This is a genomic window from Natronogracilivirga saccharolytica (assembly GCF_017921895.1).
Lineage (GTDB): Bacteria > Bacteroidota > Rhodothermia > Balneolales > Natronogracilivirgulaceae > Natronogracilivirga > Natronogracilivirga saccharolytica.
Genome location: NZ_JAFIDN010000005.1, coordinates 46,395 through 66,344 on the forward strand (window position 1 = coordinate 46,395; position 19,950 = coordinate 66,344).

Below are 19,950 nucleotides of genomic sequence, written 5' to 3' on the forward strand. Positions count from 1 at the left end.
TATCACCCTTATCTTTGCCATGAATGCATTCGACGTTTCATCTCTTCATCTGATATAACTCGTCCTTCGCGAGCATCTTCAATCCCTCTCTCAATCATGTTTACAAATGCAAGTTCTCTGAGGATGTCATTATAAGAAGCATTCTCAGGCTGCGACTCAATGATTTTTTTCATTTTCATTTTTACTTCAGACATAAGCCGGCAAAGAGTTATGGGTGATTAAAAAATCAAAAAAAGTGATTGAATTGGATTTGATTATATACTTAAGACGACAATGCTGCAGATTTTCGTATTGATAAACTTTTTTATCGTGGTATACATTTTTTGGCATGGTACCCCAACCTACCGGTTAAGCCCCTTCTTCCCGATATCACGCCGGTAATACGCGCCGTCAAAGCTGATTTTTTCCACCTCCTTATAGCACCGGGATATGGCCCGCGTCAGATCCGGACCGGCGGCGACCACGCTCAGAACCCGTCCGCCGTTGGTCAGCAGCCGCCCGCCTTCCTCACGCGTACCGCTTTGGAATACCAGCGCATCTTCTGATACCTGCCCGATGCCGCTGATCTCCTTTCCTTTTTCGTAGGCGCCCGGATATCCGCCTGATGCCATCACCACACAGCAGTAGTGATCGCGGGACATCCTTACCTCCGTCTCTTCCAGCTCAAAATTGACCGTCGCCAGCATCACTTCCAGCAGATCCGACTCCATTGCCGGCAGAAGCGCCTGACACTCCGGATCGCCGAAACGACAGTTGTACTCGACCACTTTCGGCCCCTCTTCTGTGATCATCAGCCCGAGGTAAAGCACCCCTCGGTAGGCATGTCCCTCCAGCTGCATCGCCCCGAGGGTCGGATACAGAATGGTATCCTCCACCAGCTTCAGTACGTAATCATCGACAACCGGAGCCGGAGCATAGGCGCCCATCCCGCCGGTGTTCAGGCCGGTGTCCCCCTCGCCGATGCGCTTGTGATCCTGGGCGGACAGCAGCAGCCGGGCATTTCGGCCATCGGTAATTGCAAAAACCGAGGCCTCCTCGCCCACCATGAACTCCTCAATAATCAGCCTGTCCGCAGCTTTCCGCAGCGAGGCATCTTCCCGTATCAGCCGGATGTGCTCCGCGGCCTCTTCGGCATCCGAGGAGATGAACACACCCTTGCCGGCAGCGAGGCCGTCCGCCTTGATGACGGCAGGCCATCTGCCATTATCATACTTCAGCCAGGCTTCAGCGTCATCGAGCGCCGTTTCACCGGTGAATTCGATCGACTCGGCCGTCGGGATTTTGTACTTGTGCATCAGCCACTTGGCAAAGGTCTTGCTTCCCTCCAGCCGGGCGGCTCCTTTGGACGGACCGAACACTTTGCAGCCGCGCGCTTCCAGAAAATCGGTGATGCCGTCCACCAGCGGCTGCTCGGGCCCGACCACCGTCAGTCCGATCTGTTTCTCGCCGACGAGCGCTGCGACGGCTTCAAAGTAGGAAGCCGTGTCGCTGAAATCCCCGGGGGACAGCGGAATATTTTCGCCCAGAGCGGCTGTTCCGGGGTTACCCGGGGCGATGAAGAGGTTTTCAAGCAGCGGAGACCGGCTGAGGGACCATGCCAGGGCATGCTCCCTCCCTCCGGAACCGATGATCAGGACATTGTGCCGGGCCATAAATCAGTTTTTTAAGTGGATTACTTCTGCTCAGCCGCGATGGCCACCAGTTTGGCGAAGTCGGCAGGTTTGAGGCTGGCACCGCCGATCAGCCCGCCGTCGACATCCGGCTTCTGAAGCAGCTCACCGGCATTGGCAGGTTTCATGCTTCCGCCATAAAGGATAAGCACTGTGTCTGCTGCCTCTTTGCCGAACAATTTTGCAAGCTCATCGCGAATAAATGCATGCATCTCCTGAGCCTGTTCCGGAGAGGCCGTTTCGCCGGTTCCGATGGCCCAGACCGGCTCATAAGCAATAACCACTTTCTCCAGCTCCGATGCCGAAAGTCCTTCAAGCGATCCTGCGGTCTGGGTTTTGACCACGTCGAAATGACGGTTCTGCTTGCGCTCATCCAGCACTTCACCGACGCAGACGATGGGGGTAATACCAGCTAACAGCGCCTTTTTGACTTTCTTGTTGATGATCGCATCGTCTTCACCGAAGTATTCGCGGCGCTCGGAGTGGCCCAGAATCACATAATCGCACCCGACTTCGGTAAGCATGCTGGTGCTGATTTCCCCGGTGAACGCACCGTTGTCTTCAAAATGGACGTTTTGTGCTCCGATTTTTACGGCGCTGGCAGACTTGCGGGAATCGAAAGCCGTTGCGAGCGATACAAAAGGAGGACAAACGGCAGCTATCACACCGTCAATCTGCTTTTGGGATTCCGCATCCAGCTGCTCAAAAAAGTCAGCCGTGTCATTCGGACCCATATTCATCTTCCAGTTGCCGGCAATAAGGATTGATCTTGTACTCATAATATTTCTCCGTTGGTTAGTAATCTGTTGATTTGTATAAATAATTCGTTCACGCTGTGTCCGTGCAGTTTACGGACGATCCGGCCGTCACTGTCAAGCAGGAACCGCACCGGTTTGTCATAAATGTTCCACCGCTCTTCCAGGTCCGATGCGGCATACGCCCCGGCGCGGGCCACGGGCCAGTCCTGTCCGCGGTCATTGAAAAAAGCCCCGACGGTCACCGGGTTTTCCTCGACGGGAATGGTCAGAAACCGGATTCCCTCGTCCTGAAAAATCATGTAATATGTGCGGAGCTGATTGTAGCTTGCCTGATAGCCGCGGTCGGTCAGGCTGACCACCTCAATCATTGCCGGTGACCCGCGCAGCTCCTCCGGACCGATCGGCTGGGCCGGAAGCGCGCCAAAGTCGCCGAGCGGATCCGCACCGGGCAGGTCAAACGCATGAAACACATCCCCGCCCGTCAGCGACAGAAAATCCATCCGGAAATCGGGGATCGGATCGCCCGATGCCAGATGATCCACATCGTACCGGATCACATCAAGCCACCGTTCGGCATCGGGATCACCCTCAAAAGCCTGTTCATAATCACGCATGCGTGACCGCGCTTCTTCGGTCCGCGCACTGTCGTAAAGCACCTCAATCCGGTTCTGCGCAATCCGCCGGCGCGTCTGCTGCGATTCGGTGGCTGCTTCCAGAGAATCCAGCCACGCCAGCCCTGCATCCAGTCCGTAGCGCTGCATTTCCGTCACAAAACCGAACCGCGCCGCAAGCAGCCGGATCCACTCATCGTCGCCGTGCTCGCGCAGCCGGCGCATCAGCTTGTCCGGATTTGCCTCCTGAAGCATTTGCAGCGACTCCCTGGCCGCCACATTGGCTGCCACCGTGCCGGTGTTTTCTTCATAAACCTGCCAGAAAATGTCGCTCCAGTTCTCCAGCACATCGGGAATGGTGTCCTGCGGAATGCCTCCGGCCGCGGCAATCTGCACAATGCGGTTGTACTGCCGCTCAAGGCGGTTCAGCGTACGCATTGCATCATTTTCTGTGGATGCGATGTGCGCCTGCCCGGAAAAATGCGGCAACATCCCTTCGATGCGGACCGTGTCCTGCGGGCCGAGCACAACCGTGGTATCATCCAGACGGTTGTCACTGCGATGCACCTCCAGCAGATAAATGTCCGGCGTTGTGAAACGCGCCGTTCCTTCAAACCGGCCGTCCTGCTCCGTTGTCGAGCGGAACAGCGTATCGGGTCCGGCGGACGGATCCAGAACCATCAGCGTAATGCCGCCGTAATCGCCGGTCGGATCAAGGGCTTCATCGACCGTCACCCTGCCATGAATGCGGGCCTCATGCTGTTCTGGCTGATCCGCGGCCACCTCCGCCCCCTGCTCCGTGTCATCGGACCGCCCGCAGCTCCACACTGCCGCCGATGAAAGCAGTACAGCGGCGAGCAGCAGCATCCCGGCGCCCCGGCCCGAACAGGTTCGGCCGTCCACCGCACTGCCGTCCGTCACGCTTCCGCGGTCCGACCGGTTTTTGCTGTCCGGAGAATCACTCATAATCACTGATCTTTTTCTGAATCATTTCACGCACCATGCCCGGATTGGCCTTGCCCCGGGACTGTTTCATAACCTGGCCGATGAAAAATCCGATCAGCCCCTGTTTCCCGCCAAGGTACCGCTTGACCTCTTCCGGATTGTCCTGCAGCACCTGATCCACGATCGGATCCAGAAAGCCGGTATCGGATACCTGCAGCAGATTCTTCTCGCCGGCCAGCGTTTCGGCATCCTTGTCGGAGTCAAGCATCGCATCCAGCAATGTCTGCATCGCCGATGAGCTGATTTTATCGTCTTCACGCAGGCGGATCAGCCCGGCCAGCCGCTCCGGTCCGACCGGAAATTCGGCAATGGATATCCCCCGCTCGTTCATCACCCGGCGCAATTCGGTGATGATCAGGTTGGCCGCGGGCTTCGCAGGCACACCCTGCTCCAGCACCGCTTCGAAAAAATCGGCCAGCGGACGATCCTCGGTCAGTACCGCCGCATCAAAATCGGACAATTTGTACTCCGACATATAGCGCTTGCGCCGCGCTTCCGGCAGTTCGGGGATCTCCAGGCGGATCTCCTCGAGCATCTCCTCGCTCACCACCACCGGCGGGATGTCCGGCTCGGGGAAATAGCGGTAATCGTGCGCTTCCTCTTTTGTGCGCATCTGCCGGGTCTTCATGTCGTTCGGATCCCACAGCAGCGTCTGCTGTACGACCTCCCCGCCCGAGCGCACCACTTCTTTCTGCCGCTCAACCTCATACGCCAGCGCCCGTTCCACATTCCGGAACGAGTTGAGATTTTTGATCTCGGTCCGCGTCGAAAACTCTTTTTGTCCGGCCGGGCGGATGGAGACGTTGGCATCGCACCGCAGGCTGCCCTCCTCCATGTTGCCGTCGCAGACCCCCAGATAGCGCACCATCTGCCATATCTTGCGCATATACGCCCCTGCCTCTTCAGGCGACCGGATGTCCGGCTCGGATACAATCTCCAGCAGCGGGGTACCGGCACGGTTGAGGTCGATGAGCGTGTTGTGCGGATCCTGGTCGTGAATCGACTTCCCGGCATCTTCTTCCATGTGTATGCGGGTCAGCCCGATGCGCCGGGTGCTGCCGTCCTCGAGCTCCACATCCAGATGTCCGTCATAACAAATCGGCGTCTCGAACTGCGAGATCTGATACCCCTTGGGCATGTCGGGATAAAAATAGTTCTTGCGTGCGAAGATCGACTTCCGCGCGATGCTGCAGTTGGTCGCCAGCCCGAGCCGCACGGCATAGCGTATCAGATTTTCATTGGGGACCGGAAGCGTACCCGGATGGCCCAGGCACAGCGGCGTTACATTGGTGTTGGGAGCCGATCCGAACCGGTTCGATACCGCGGCGAAAGCTTTGGACTCGGAGAGCAGCTGGGCATGGACCTCAAGGCCGATCACCGTTTCAAATTGCGTATCTTCGCTCATAAATTGGAGTCAGAAAATTTTCGGTTAGCTGATCATTTCCGGACAAAACGGCGGCCGGAGTGCAACCGGGCACCCGTCATTCAATCCGCTCCGGGAACAGCGGAACAAAATACAAATTTTCTGACTACTTGGGCAGGCCAATTATCAGACGGTGCAATGCATTTGCGGTCTGACCGGATATGTGGACACCCGCGTAACGGCCGGCACCCGTTCATCCGCCTCGCGTTTTCGGTTCATTTGAGACTTATATATTCCCTGCGGATCTGCACATGGCTGCCGTCATAATTGTACACGTTTTCAAAACCCTCCTCAAGCAGAATGCGTGATGCGGTACGGCTCCGGTTTCCCGAATTGCAGTAGACGAGATAATCCGCATCGGGGTCCAGCTCCCGGATTTGTTCGCGGAAATTCGGTGCCTGCAAGTTGATCAGCTCGGCGCTTTCGACATAACCGTTCTGCCACTCCGGCGGAGTCCGCACATCCAGGATAATCACATTGCGGTCCGACTTTTCACTGAGAAACGCCTCCAGTCCGCCCGGATCAATATCGGAAAAACCAGCCTGCCGGGCATCCGATGTGCAGAACGGCAGCAAAAAAAGCAGACCGATCAGGGCTGCGTTGCGGAATACATTGCGGATAAGCATTTTTTGGGCGAAATCGGTGCGGTTGGAGTTGCTCATGAGAAAAGCCGGTATGTCATTTATAGTTAATAGACTGCATTATAACGTTGCCGGGTATGATAATCGTTTCAGGCGGAGTCCGGCACCTGCTGGGTGATGCAGTGAATCGAACCCTGCCCCCAGACCAGGTCATTGGCCCGGATGCCGGTGACACTGCGTCCGGGAAACAGCTTGCGGAACGTCTCCAGCACCCGGTCATCATAGCGCTCATCGTACATCGGCACCAGCACGCATCCGTTGGCAATGTAAAAATTGGCATAGCTCGCAGGCACATGAGAAGAGCCGTCCACCGTAGTGCCCTGGATCCGCGTCTCCGGAAGCGGCAGCTCTATGATCCCGAACGGCTTGCCCGCCACATCGGTCGCCTGCTCCAGAATCATGCGGTTTTCCCGAAGCACCTCATAGTTCGGATCTTCGGGATCCTCGCTCACCGAAGCCACAATCCGGCCGGGTGAAACAAAACGGGCCAGATCATCAATATGTCCGTCGGTGTCATCTCCCCTGAGTCCCGATTTCAGCCAGATAACTTTGCTTATGCCCAGATAATCACGCAGTTTCTGTTCGATGTCTTCCCTGGACAGATCCGGGTTGCGGTTGGGGTTCAGCAGCACGGACTCGGTCGTGAGCAGGCATCCCTCGCCGTTGACATCGACCGATCCGCCCTCCAGCACCATGCCCGGCGATGTCACCGGATACCCGAGCAGATCGGCCAGCTTTACCGGTATGGCATTGTCATCACCATAAGGCGGATACTTACCGCCCCAGGCATTGTACTCCCAGTCGAGCATGACCATTTTTTGCGGATTCGGTCCGGATGCGCTTGCCCCGGCTGGACTTCCACTGGATGCACTTTCCGCGAATGCACTCGCTGCGGTTGTACCCGTCGCCGCACTCCTTTCGGATGCAACCTCCCCGGCTGTAATCTCTTCGGCCGGCGGCGCGGAATCCGTATCCGCGAGGACCGTCATCGGGCCGTAGTCCCGTATCCACACATCATTTACCGGCAGGCGGACCATCCTCACGCGGCTCCAGTCCAATTTGCGGTTCTGGATCATGGATGCCGCGGCCTGATGCGCCTGCTCATTGGCCACAATAAGGACAACATCCTCATGGGACGTAAGCGCTTCAAGAATATCGGCATAGACATGCTCAGCGCGGTTGAGCTGCTCGCCGGGCCATGTTTCGCGGTTGTCGGGCCAGACCATGAGGGTCATCCGGTGCGGTGCCCACTCCGGCGGCATACGGAAAGTGCTATGGGTGTTGTTGGTCATGCAACGTAAACGGTTTTGATGTTGGTAAATTCGCGGATGCCGGGGTAGGACAGCTCGCGTCCGTACCCGCTGGTCTTGATCCCGCCGAACGGCAGCCGCGGATCGGATTTTACGAATTCATTGACAAAACAGCATCCGGCTTCGAGTTCTTCAGCAGCAATGCGCCGGCCCCGGGCTTCATCGCCGGTGAATACGGCCGCCCCCAGCCCGAACACCGAGTTGTTGGCCAGCGCTACCGCCTCGGATTCATCTTTGGCCGTTACAATGGCGGCAACAGGACCGAACAGTTCTTCATCAAATGCGGCCATTCCGGGCCGAACGCCGGTCAGAACCGTAGGCGGATACCATGCTCCGCTGCGGTCGGGAACTTCCCCGCCAAGCAGGCAGCCGGCGCCCTGCCGGACCGACCGGGTCACCTGCTCATGCAGCTCATCGCGTAAATCTTCACGGGCCATCGGGCCGAATGTCACACCATCAATCATCGGATCATCCATCACCGCCTCGCGCATGCCTTCCAGAAACCGTTCGGTGAACGCATCGGCCACCTCTTCGACTACAATGAAACGCTTGGCCGCTATACAGCTTTGTCCGCCGTTTATGAGCCGGCTGGTTACGCATGTCGATGCCGCCTGATCGAGATCGGCGTCCTCCAGAATCACATAGGGATCGCTTCCGCCAAGCTCAAGCACCGTTTTCTTGAGCATCTCGCCGGCCTTGGACGCCACGGCGCTTCCCGCGGGCGCGCTGCCGGTCAGTGTGGCCGCTTTCACCTTTTCGTGCTCCAGCAGCTTGCTCACCTGCGAGCCTTTGATGAGCAGCGTCCGGAAAGCATGTTCCGGAAACCCGGCATCGCGAAACACTTCTTCGATGGCCAGCGCCGATCCGGGTACGTTGCTGGCGTGCTTAAGCAGGCCCGTGTTGCCGGCCATCAGCGCCGGCGCCGCAAACCGGAACACCTGCCAGAAAGGAAAATTCCAGGGCATGACCGCAAGAACGACACCAATGGAATTGTATGTTATAAAGCTCCCGGATGCATCAGTTTCGATATGCTCTTCGGACAAGAATTCTTCCGCATTTTCTGCGTAATAATCGCACACCCAGGCACATTTTTCCACCTCCGCAACGGCGGATTTCAATGTCTTGCCCATCTCCCCGGTAATCATCCGCCCGTAACGGTCCGAACGCTCGCGCAGAAGCTCCGCCGCCCGCCGCATCAGCCTGCTTCGCTCATCGAAACCGACCGTCCGCCACTCCAGCCATGCCGCATGAGTGCGGTCGAGCACCTGCATCATCACCTCATCGGACATCACCTCATAACTTGCGGTTTTCTCACCGTTCACCGGGTTGATCACATCCATTTTCATAATCTTCCTCTCAGGTTTTCGTCATTTTCCCCGCTCCGTTTTCCGGCAGCAGCCTCACAACGCCTCAAGCATCCTCCGGAAATAATTGAGCTCGTCTTTATTGATGGTATGCCCGAGGCCTTCGTATATCTTTTTGGTCACATCCGCCCCCAGGCGTTCAAACACTTCGGCCGATTCGTGCACCCTGTCTTCGGGAATGTGCGGATCGAAGTCGCTGCATCCCAGAAACACCGGCGTCTCTTCCATTGAACCCTGGTATTTGGCATCGTCGACAGTCTCGCCGATGAGCCCGCCGCTCAGCGCCAGAACCCCGCCATAGCGGCCCGGATTCCGCCCCGCATACTCGAGTGACAGGCAGGCTCCCTGCGAAAAACCCGCAATCACCGTCTTTTCCCGGGGTATGCCGGCCGCGGACAGCCGCTCCAGAAGCTCCTCCACGATTTTAAGCGCCGATGTCAGTGACGGCTCGTTTTTCTCTTCGGGCTGGATGAAATGGTAGGGATACCAGGTATGATAATTGGCCTGCGGTGCCAGCCATGCCAGATCGCTGCGCACGGTATCCCGCAAGCTGCGTTCAAGGCTCAGAATACTTTCAGCCGAGGCCCCTCTTCCGTGCAGCAGGATGACTGCCGCGGCCGCATCTTCCGGCCGTCGTCCTTTCTCCAGCACCGGCTGGCCTTTATGGGGATGGTTGATATCTTCCAGTGTCATATATGTTCCGAAGTCTGTGTTCTGTTTGAAGTTTTGAAACATCGCCTGTCAGCTTATGATTCATCAATATATAATATCAGAATATAATATCAGACCATTAACCACACAGGCGCAAAAGGATTTTAATCACGCTTTTTCCGAATCGCAACGGTGCCGGTTTTGCCGCTATTCCGGTTAATGTTACTTTTGCTTATCATTAACACCATTCATCAGAGTGTCAATCATTAAAGCTCTATTTTCAATCTTATCGTTTCAACACTTGTCACATACCCTATCTGAAACTATGAATCCAACCCGTACGCCACGACCGCTTTCTGCCGGAATGACCGGCCGCTGTTTCTCCAGTCTCTTCACCGCCGGAACAGCCGCACTGCTCATCGTCCTGATGTCGCTGATATATCCGTCCGAGGCCCGCGCAGGCAATGACCACTGGACCCCGTCCGATATTGTGTCGCAGGAATCGGCCAGCCAGTTCACTTTTTCGCCGGACGGCAACAAGGTCGCATGGGTAAAATCCCGGAACTCATCGGAAAAGGACCGGAATGTGACCGACCTGTACCTGACCCGGCTCGACCGTGAGGGCGATAACGACGAACCGTACCTCACCATCCGTCTTACCCGTTCGGAGGAATCCGACCGCAATCCGGTATTCTCGAAGGACGGACGCAAACTCTATTTCACTTCCACCCGTGATGACGGCAACACGCTGTGGGCCCTGGACCTGCTCGGCGGCGAACCCTACGAGGTTCACGAATTTGACGAGGGCATCAGCAGCCTGCGCCAGCTGGACGACGGCACCATAACTTTCCTTTCCGAGGAGGGCGACCTGCTCATCGAACTGGAACGCAAGCAGGCCGAAGACAACACCCGCGTCATCGAAGACACCGTGACGTTCAAACCGCGCCGGCTGTTCTCCTTCGATCCCGGTTCCAAAGAGATCAACCGCCTGACCGACAATGAGCATCCCATATCCGCCTATGCTGTCTCCGGCGATGGCCGGTATGCGGTGACCGGACACCATCGCAGTCCGCATTACGGCGCCGATGCCCAGCCGCCTCCATCCTACTACCTGCGCAACCTGGAATCCGGCAAGCGGATCCGCATCCTCAAAGGCATGCAGACGCCCGGCAGTTTTGAGTTCACCGATGACGACGACGGCATCTATTTTACGGCGGTGCACTCATCCGATCCCCGGTGGAGCGGCGCCGGTGTTTCAAAACTCTACTACCTCGACCTCCCCGGTACCGCTGAGCTGGATCAGATCTTTTCAGAACACGGCTCCGACAGCGATGACGATTTTGAAAGCCTCCCCAAAGACTCGCCTGATGAGTATGAGTTCCTGCCGGCGGGCGAGACTCCGGACGGACCGCTGAGTGTCGTCCGGGTTCCCCTTGACTGGGACCGCGGACTGGGCTCGGGGTTCGAGGTCACAGGGAATGACGTGCTGGCCTCGCTGGCCAATGGTCCGACACGCAAACTGGCTCATTACGAGCGGCGCGGCAACGGCGACTGGCGCAAGCGCGAAGTGGATGCCGGCAAGCATGATGGCCGCGTTGCTGTGGCTGCACTTGCCGATGACGGTGAGCAGATGGTCTTCGTCCATTCCACCGCATCCACCATGCCGCAGTACCGGCTCGGCGAGCTGGACATCCGCCGCCGCAGCGCAAGATTATCGGAAGGCGAAGAACTGGCCAAACTCAACAGCGGACTGGCCGGCAAGCACCTGGCCGAATCCGAAATTTTCCGCTGGACCGGGGCCGAAGACAGGGAGGTCAACGGCATCCTCTACTATCCCGAAGATTACGATCCCGACCGCCAGTATCCGCTGATGGTGGCCATTCGCGGCGGTCCCGCTGCAGTCACACTCGACTGGTGGAACATGTCCTGGGCCTACTTCCCGCACATCCTGTCGCAAAAAGAGGCGTTTGTGCTGATGCCGAATTATCACGGCTCGTCCGGACACGGACTGGAGTTTGTTGAATCCATCAAGGGCCGTTACTATGAACTGGAGCTGACCGATATCGTCAATGGAATCGAAGCCCTGGATGAAGCCGGCAAGATCGACACCGATTCGCTTGGGACGATGGGATGGTCGAACGGATCCATTCTGAGCATTGCCCTGTCGATTGAGTATCCGGATATGTTCCGCGTCATCGGCGCCGGAGCCGGAAATGTGAACTGGGTATCCGACTACGGCACCTGCCAGTTCGGTGTGCGCTTCGACCAGAGCTACATCGGCGGGGCGCCATGGGACAGCACCGACGGCACCTTTTACAACCGCAGGTACATCGAAAAATCGCCCCTTTTCCGGATGGAGCAGGTGAAAGCGCCGACCATCATTTCGTTCGGCAGCGAAGACCGGGCCGTCCCGCGGGATCAGGGCTGGGAGCACTACCGCGCACTGCAGCAGATCGGCAAGGCACCCGTCCGGTTCCTCTGGTTCCCCGGCGAACCGCACAGCCTCGGGCAGCTGTCGCATCAGAAACGAAAGCTCGAAGAGGAGATCGACTGGTTTGACCGCTACCTTTTCGGCACCTACGAGGAGCCCAACCGCGCCTTCAAGGATGACAGCCCGCTTGCTGATATCATGAAACGCGACAGCCTGGAAAGCGATAACGGCTATTACGGCATCCGCAACAGCGGCAAGCTCATCCCCGAAGTGGTACCGGTCGGCGATGATACCATCTCGGTGGGACGCTTTGTCGTGACCAACAAGCAGTTCCGGTCTTTTGATTCTACACACACCTTCCACCCCCTGCACGGCAATTATCCGGCCAGCGGAATTTCGCTCGATCAGGCCAGGGATTATGCCGGCTGGCTGAGCGGACACACCGGGGATACCTACCGCCTTCCCGATGCCGGAGAAGCACAGGCCCTGCACCGGATCGCACGCCGCTCCGGAGCATCGCAAAACACCCTGAACCATCTGGCAGGTTACGACATCACCGTGGACGATGTGCGCCTGCTCCGGAACAAACTGGATAATCTGACGGCTGACCGGCTCATCCGTGAGGTCGGATCGTTTGATCCGGTTACCGCGGGCGATGCCGAGATCTACGACCTGGGCGGCAATGTGGCCGAGTGGTTCGATAATGGAGATGATGGAGATGATGCCGGCGGAAAACGGGGTGGTGATGGTGATAACGCCGGCGCTTCGCATCCCTACACCGTTTACGGATTCTCCGTGCTGGATTATGCGGACAGTCGCGACGATTCCCGTCCTGATCACAGACTGGAGGTTACCGGGTTCCGGGTGATCCGCGAGTAGTGTGTTTTAACTGCGTTGACATCGCCATTTTGTTTGTTTATTTTCAGTTACTTAGGAATAAATCAAACACAAACAAGGTCTCGCATCGGCCTCCTTTTAACTGTATCAAGATACTGCAACCGGAAGCCAGCGCCCGCTTTTTACGGTCTGAATGATCAGCATTCAGCTGATCTCCGGGTTTTTTGCGGGACCAAACTCGGGATTCAGCATGCATACCTTTCTACGGAAAAAAGACCATATCCATCCAGCCACATCAGCCCTGATAATTCTTGCCGCCGCAGGGCTTTTTTTCCTGTCTGCAGCAACAGCCGGAGCGCAGCAGCACATTCAGCCGGATGAACCGGCACCGGACTGTGACGCAACGGTTGCAGAAGGGGAGTCTATCCAGAACGCCATTGATGCCGCATCCATTTTTGACCGGATCTGCCTGGAGGACGGTGTATATCAGGAAAGACTGTTTCTTTCTGACAGCCTTACTCTTGCCTCTGCAGACGGTGCATCTCCTGTTCTTGACGGAAACTCTGATTATGATACCGGTCTGACTATTTCCGGCAATCATGTGACGGTGAGCGGACTGGAAATCCGGAACTTCACTGATGAAGGTATCTATGTCAGCAGAAATGAGGAAATCGTGATACGGGATAATGTCGTTGAAAACAACGGAAGCGGTATCCGTTTCAACCGCACCGACGGTGCCCTGATAACCAACAACGTGGTCAGCGAAAACGAGGAAGCCGGCATTTATCACAGTGACCTGCGCGCTACGGGCAGCAATTTCACGGCCACCCACAACACCGTCACAGACAACGGTCAGCACGGAATTGACTTCCGCCGGTCATCCGATGTGCGCGTCGACTCCAATTATGTCAGCGGCAACTCCCGGGGAATCCACCTTTCCGAGAACTCCGGTGTACAGGTCATCGGCAATGATGTCACCGGACGCGAAATCGGCACCGGTATCTGGTCACGGGAGCTGAACGACGTAACTATTTCGCAAAACACCGTCTCAGACCAGCAAAGCGGCATACTGGTATCTGCCGGCAGCGACAACATATTAATTGAAGATAACGACGTCACCGCCGATGATTATGACCTGACGGTATCCGCCTCAACCAATGCCACTGTGCAAAACAACAGCTTTACCACAGGCATGGTACTCAGCGGCAGGGTAAGTGATTTCGATCCGGATTATTTTCTGCAAGATATCTCCGGGAACACCATCAACGGTGCGCCCCTGGTCTATATCCGCGGGGATGAGAATACCGACATCGATCCGGATGCTGCTCAGATTATCGCCGTGAATGTGTCCGACCTTGAAATCTCCGGATACACTTTTGATCAGGTTGCTTCAGGAATCCAGCTTGCGCACGGACAAAACGTAACCGTCACCGACATCCATGTGACGGATCATACCACCTCCACCCGCGGCGGAATCACACTGACCGAAACCTTTGACTCCAAAGTGGACAGCAGTTCGGTCACCGGCGGCGGTGAGGGCATTCTCGTTGAAGGCGGTGCACGGAATGTGATCAGTAACAACGAGGCAACCGGCAATGCAACTATGGGAATCCTGATTGAGAATACAGGTACCGGCCATTTAGTGCAGGATAATGTTGCCACTCAGGCTGAAGAGGACGGCATTCATGTCCGCAGAAGCATGGACAGCGTCACGGTTGCCGGGAATCATACCCACAATAACCAGCGTGACGGCATCCATGTCCGCTGGAACACCGAAAATACGACCCTGGAAGACAATATTATCGAAAACAACACGCGAAACGGTGTTTATGACGATGCTTCAAACACCGTCCTCCGTCAAAACAGTATTACCGGAAACAGTACCGGTGTCACTTCTTCCGGGGACCTGGTTGACGCAAGAGAGAACTGGTGGGGTGCGTCTGACGGGCCGTCCGGTTTCGTCAGTGATCCCGAAACCGGCACTTCTTCTGACGGCAGCGGCGATCAGGTTCATGCAAACATCCGGTTTGACCCCTGGCTGGAAACGGATCCGCATGGTGACGATGATGATGACCCGGACGACCCGAACGGCGAAGAAGACTTTGTGATCAGCGAATGCCGCGAGCTCAGCGAACCGGGGGAATATGAGATCAGCGGTGATCTTGAACCGGCCGAAGAGCATGATGACTGCATCACGATAACGGCCGGGGATGTTGAGATTGACGGAAACGACGCCACAATTTCAAGTTCCGGCAGCGGTACGGCCGTGCTGGCTGCCGATGCCGACAACCTTGCCGTTAAGAATCTCACCATTCAAGAGTTCCGTTACGGCATCCAGTTTGAAAATGTCAGCGGCGTTCATATTGAAAATCTGACTGCCGAAACCATCGGCCAGGCCGGCGTCTGGCTCACCAACTCCACCGAAGGCCTGGTAACCGGCAGCAGCTTTATCGATAACCGGGATGGTGTGGTCGTCCGTGAAGGTGGCTCCGGAAACGTCATAGAAGACAATACCGCAGAGAATAACCGGCGCTACGGTTTCATATTCCGGGATACCGAAGAAAACCTCTTCCGGAACAACACAGCTGAAAATGTTGAAGACTATGCATTCCGTGTGATCAGCGACGGTCATAACAACGTTCTTGAAGAAAACACGGCCATCGGATCCGGTGATGACAGCGAAACCGGCTTTGATATCCGCGGTGACGGAAATGTGCTTGAGGACAATCATGCTGAAGGCAATGACCGGGAAGGGTTCCGCATTTCCGGCAGCGACAACCAGATCATTGGCAATACGGTGGCAGACAACAACCGTGACGGTATCCGGATCGTTGACGGTACCGGAAACCTCGTCGAAAACAACGAAATATCCGGTAGTGGCAATCACGGCCTGAGGCTATGGGCAGCAAATGACAACACGCTGAAGAACAATGTTGTCACCGGCGGGGACGACAACGCTTTCAGAGCCCACGATGATGCCGAAGGCAATGAAATTTACCGGCTGCATCTCGACAATGGTGCCATCCTGAGTACCCATCCGTTGAACTATTCGCTCGACCCGGTCCACGAAGCCCCGGAACCTTCAGATGAACTGCAGTCTCTCGGCGTTCATTTCGAGGCCATGCAGACCGGTGATGAATACAGCCTGGAGGTTTCCGTCCATTTTGATGATCTGGACATCGATTCCGGGGACCAGGAGCGGCTTTCTGTCCGTATTCGTGATGATGATCAGGACGCTTGGGTTTCAGCCGGCGAGGCGGACATTGACACAGAAAACGAAACCGTTACAATCACAACTGCCGAAGAGGGAGTATTCGGACTGTTTCTGGATGAAACAGGGACTCAGGCGGATCAGGACGAGCAGCCTGAACAGTTTGCACTTTCTCAGAACTACCCCAATCCTTTCAATCCCGAAACGCAGATTGCCTTTGAACTGCCGGAGCAGGCACATGTCACACTGGAGGTTTACAACTCACTCGGGGAGAAAGTCACCACACTGGTTAACGAAACCCGTGAAGCCGGCAGGTTTGAAGTCGAATTCGATGCATCACATCTTTCAAGCGGAACCTATATCTATCGTATCCGTGCCGGTGATTTCACCAAATCCCGAACCATGATGCTCGTCAAGTAACCATGATGCTCGTAAAGCAACCATGATGGTCATAAAGCAACCATGATGGTCATAAAGCAACCATGATGCTCGTCACGTAACTTGAAGGCCCGTTCATAGCGACCGATTAAATAGCAAAACGGATAATAAATACACGTTTGACTATATCTGTAGCATTGCGTATCGTAAATATTAAGATTTCTTAATCTTCTTAATCATCTACGACACTATTACACATCTCAAGGCTATTGGTATGGAATATCGTGATACGACTGCCCTTTTGCGCAAATTTGTACGGTTTTTCTGCATCCTGACCATCATTCTGCTCGCCGGCTCCCTGGTATCCCGGGCTCAGGTTTTCACCCACGACAGTGGTCCGCTTAACGATCCGGACAGCTGGTCGGGCGACCCCCAAAACTTCACCGATGACGGACAAACGTTCATCATTGAAGGTGAAGCCGCCACAGATGATGACTGGTTACTTTCCGGCGCCGGAACCCGCCTCATTATCGACACTGATGCTGATATCACCTTCCCGGCCGGCAATACCGTTACCTTCGACGGCATCACCATCGAATTCGGCGATCAGGCTGGCGGCACCCTGATTGCCAACAGCGATATTGTCGTGCAAAACGGCACAGAATGGGGGTATGAGCAACCCGAAGACGTCTGGTCCCTCATTTTCTGGCAGGATGGCAGCCAGTCCGTCACCGCCGGTGACCAGTCCGAATTCATGGCCTTTGATATTCAGGCGGATGCCACAGAGGGCACATTTGACCTCCTCGCACATGATGCCCCGACCGTCGTATTGCACGCACTGAACAACCTCGATCTGGATTTTACAGACAACGCCCTGTTCCGCGACAACGGAAATACAATCATGGCCGGCAGAAATATCTCACTTGACGGCGCTGCCGACTCCTACCAGCTCGCCGGAACGCTCACCCATCAGGTCTCCGGTGCAAGTGCCGATTATATTGCGGTCGCACCGCAGCTGAACAACCTTAATCTCATCGCACGGGGTGACGCCAATCCGCGTTTCCGGTCCGCGCAGAACCACGCCCGGGAAATATCCGTCAACGGTAATTTCACGGCTGATATCGAGAGCAGCTCTGACCTGGAATTCAACGATGTGGAACTGATCATCGGCGGCAACTTAACCCTGGACCATCACCGGCCCGAAGAATCGCCCGGGCAGGGCATTGCCGACTTCAGCGACGCAATTATTACAGTCGACAACGACCTGTACCTGAATGTATCCGGCCAGGAAGAAAGTCAGACGGCAGGCATCCTTGCCGGAAACGGGGCGTTTTCCGTCGGGGGAAGTGTTTTCCTGGACGCCTCCGGGTACGGATCGGCACACCTTGGCTCCTCCCTTTTCAATATTCAGGGCGATGTGGATGTCAGCCTGTCCGGCGCCGGCACCATCGATCTCGACGACACCGAAGTCTACATCGACCGCAATCTGGCATTCGGTCTCGAAAGCCGCGGCGACCTTCGGTTCGGAACATCCTATATCTTTGTTATGCAGGATGTTGACCTCACACACCATCGCCCGGAAAACTCCGGCGGAGCAGGCATGGTTGCAGGTGAGCAGGCCATCATTGACATCGTAGGCAATTTCAACATAACCCTTTCAGGCGATGAACCGGATGAAAGTCCGAACCTGGACCTTGACCGGGCTGAAATCGTCGCGGAATCGGATATGAACCTTCTTGCTCTGGAATACGGCGTGCTTGCACTGAGCGAAGCCGTTATCGAGATCCCGAACGGCAGCCTTTTTCTCGAAGGATACAATCAAAGCAGCCTGAATCTGGGCGATGGCATCATCATATCGGGAAAAAACCTGGATATCCTGCTTGACGAAACCTCCGGAACCGACTTTGCAAATTCAAGCCTGAATGCCCGCGGCAATGTCACCATCGACGCCGCAGACCAAAGCACTCTGGACAGCGAAGAGTTCGGGCTGACCCTTTCCGGCTCTTCCGATCAGACCCTTTCCGGACTCCACAGCGTGACCGTGCATACTTTCGGCATCGAAAAAGACGGCGGTTTCGTCAACCTGCAAAGCGATCTCACCGCTTCCTCCATGGTCACCATCGACCTGGAAAATGATGCTGTTTTCAGTGACGGGGGACATACCCTGGCAACCGGCTATGCCGCTGTATTCAGGGGATCAGGCAATGCTTTTGATTTTACGGGCGAACTGCTTCTGACTGAAACGCCGCTCACCAAAAATCCTGTCCTGCAGGGATTGCAAAACGGAAGCGGCGGCTCCGCAAATCCTGCGGCAGACAACGGCTCCGGTCAGATCTCCTTTATATACGAACAACTCACCGGCCGTGATGTCCGTTTTGACCTGTTTATTCAGGATGAGCTTCCCGAAGATCCTGCCGAGCCGTTTGAAAGTTTTACCCTGTCCGCAGAGAATGAGACGGAATCAACCGGCACCCTGTCCTTCGATAACGACCATCCTTACATCGTTTTTCTTCAGGACCAGCAGGCATCGGGCGGCAGTGTTGCCATCAGCGATCTGGAGTGGATGCTTCCGGGCGAAGATCCCGCCGGCCCCGTTGCCCGCGCCCGGCTGATCCATAATGCTGCCGATCCGGCCATTGATGTGCTGGATATATATATAAATGACGAGCTGTTTGCCGAAGAAGTCGCATTCCGGCAAGCCTCATCCCTTGTTACGCTCCCTGCCGACAGTTCGCTGCAGATCAGCGTCTTCGGACATGGTGCCGATCCGGATGAAGAGGATGCCCTGTTCACCATGGATGATGCCGTTTTCTCCGAGGGCGGATCCTATTCGATCATTTCCAGCGGCGTGAGCGGTGACGGATTTGCCGCCAATCCGGACGGAGAAGCTACCGGATTCAACCTGCATATCCTGGAAACCACGCCTTCTGCCGATGATGGGGAACTGGTGAACTTTGTTCTCTGGCACGGTGTCACCGATGCTCCGGCCGTGGACATCTGGATTCAGGACGGTCCGGCACTAATGGACGGCGCATCCTACACCGATCAAACCCAAATGTTTACGGCTATGGCCTCCGATTACCAGTTCAATGTCGGGCTTGATGGAGACAGTTCCGGCGATCCCCTGATCGAAATCACCGGAGATCTGTCTGCAGCAGCCGGATCCGGGGCCATTATTCTGGCTTCCGGATTTCTGGAGCCGCAGAACAATGAAGACGGCCCCGGCTTCGGCCTGCTCGTTGTGCTTTCTGATGGCAGCACTTTTCTGATGGATGCAAGCGAAACATACAGCGAACCGGATGCCGGACGCCCGGATTCTTTCGTGCTTGGCCAGAACTATCCGAATCCGTTCAACCCGGTCACCAGCATTGCATTTTCGCTGCCGGAATCATCCAGCGTCACCCTTGAGGTTTTTGATCTGCAGGGAAGGCGCGTTGCTACCCTGGTGGATGGCCGTCGCAGTGCCGGCGATCACACGGTCACATTCGATGCCGCTCATCTTTCAAGCGGAGTCTACCTGTACCGTCTGCAGGCCGGTGACTTTGTGCGCAGCCGTCAGATGATGCTGGTCAAGTAAGAATGTGACACACTTTTTTACAGTGTCAGGGTCTGCTCCATCAAAATCATGATGGTGGTCAAGTAAGAATGTGACACACCGCC

The 19,950-nt window shown here is 55.9% G+C and carries 12 protein-coding genes; 3 read left to right on the forward strand and 9 right to left on the reverse strand.

Annotated features, from left to right (window positions below; translation table 11 throughout):
* Positions 1–8: 8 nt before the first annotated feature.
* From NATSA_RS07795 to NATSA_RS07835, 9 genes are all read right to left on the reverse strand, one after another.
* Entirely contained in the window at positions 9–194 is a 186-nt protein-coding gene (locus tag NATSA_RS07795) for a hypothetical protein (protein ID WP_210511459.1), read from the reverse strand.
* A 147-nt stretch (positions 195–341) separates the two neighbouring features.
* Positions 342–1,652: a phosphoribosylamine--glycine ligase gene (purD, locus tag NATSA_RS07800; protein ID WP_210511460.1), complete on the reverse strand. Its 1,311-nt coding sequence runs from the start codon at positions 1,650–1,652 to the stop codon at positions 342–344.
* 20 nt (positions 1,653–1,672) lie between these two features.
* On the reverse strand, positions 1,673–2,449 hold the full coding sequence (tpiA, locus tag NATSA_RS07805) for a triose-phosphate isomerase (RefSeq protein ID WP_210511461.1): 777 nt from the start codon (positions 2,447–2,449) through the stop codon (positions 1,673–1,675).
* Positions 2,446–4,005 carry a TlpA family protein disulfide reductase gene (locus NATSA_RS07810; RefSeq protein ID WP_210511462.1) on the reverse strand — a complete coding sequence of 520 codons (1,560 nt, stop codon included), beginning with the start codon at positions 4,003–4,005 and terminating at the stop codon, positions 2,446–2,448. Before NATSA_RS07810 ends, tpiA begins: the two co-directional genes overlap by 4 nt.
* The gene (gene gatB / locus NATSA_RS07815) at positions 3,998–5,449 is read right to left on the reverse strand and encodes an Asp-tRNA(Asn)/Glu-tRNA(Gln) amidotransferase subunit GatB (RefSeq protein ID WP_210511463.1); all 1,452 of its coding nucleotides are present in this window, start codon (positions 5,447–5,449) and stop codon (positions 3,998–4,000) included. The genes NATSA_RS07810 and gatB overlap by 8 nt, the downstream gene beginning before the upstream one ends.
* A 233-nt stretch (positions 5,450–5,682) precedes the next feature.
* Entirely contained in the window at positions 5,683–6,129 is a 447-nt protein-coding gene (locus NATSA_RS07820) for a rhodanese-like domain-containing protein (protein WP_210511464.1), read from the reverse strand.
* A gap of 68 nt (positions 6,130–6,197) precedes the next feature.
* Positions 6,198–7,400, reverse strand: coding sequence for an agmatine deiminase family protein (locus tag NATSA_RS07825; RefSeq protein ID WP_210511465.1), 1,203 nt, complete (start codon positions 7,398–7,400; stop codon positions 6,198–6,200).
* Positions 7,397–8,764 carry an NAD-dependent succinate-semialdehyde dehydrogenase gene (locus NATSA_RS07830; protein ID WP_246481744.1) on the reverse strand — a complete coding sequence of 456 codons (1,368 nt, stop codon included), beginning with the start codon at positions 8,762–8,764 and terminating at the stop codon, positions 7,397–7,399. The genes NATSA_RS07825 and NATSA_RS07830 overlap by 4 nt, the downstream gene beginning before the upstream one ends.
* A gap of 54 nt (positions 8,765–8,818) precedes the next feature.
* On the reverse strand, positions 8,819–9,517 hold the full coding sequence (locus NATSA_RS07835) for an alpha/beta hydrolase (RefSeq protein ID WP_210511466.1): 699 nt from the start codon (positions 9,515–9,517) through the stop codon (positions 8,819–8,821).
* A 241-nt stretch (positions 9,518–9,758) separates the two neighbouring features.
* On the opposite strand from NATSA_RS07835, the gene NATSA_RS07840 reads away from it, so the two are divergent.
* The 3 genes from NATSA_RS07840 (at position 9,759) to NATSA_RS07850 (ending at position 19,867) form a co-directional block, all read left to right on the forward strand.
* On the forward strand, positions 9,759–12,743 hold the full coding sequence (locus NATSA_RS07840; protein ID WP_210511467.1) for a prolyl oligopeptidase family serine peptidase: 2,985 nt from the start codon (positions 9,759–9,761) through the stop codon (positions 12,741–12,743).
* Between the two features lie 208 nt (positions 12,744–12,951).
* The gene (locus NATSA_RS07845; RefSeq protein ID WP_210511468.1) at positions 12,952–16,332 is read left to right on the forward strand and encodes a right-handed parallel beta-helix repeat-containing protein; all 3,381 of its coding nucleotides are present in this window, start codon (positions 12,952–12,954) and stop codon (positions 16,330–16,332) included.
* Positions 16,333–16,564: 232 nt separating this feature from the next.
* Positions 16,565–19,867, forward strand: a complete 3,303-nt coding sequence (locus NATSA_RS07850) for a T9SS type A sorting domain-containing protein (RefSeq protein ID WP_210511469.1) — start codon at positions 16,565–16,567, stop codon at positions 19,865–19,867.
* The last annotated feature ends 83 nt before the right edge of the window (positions 19,868–19,950 follow it).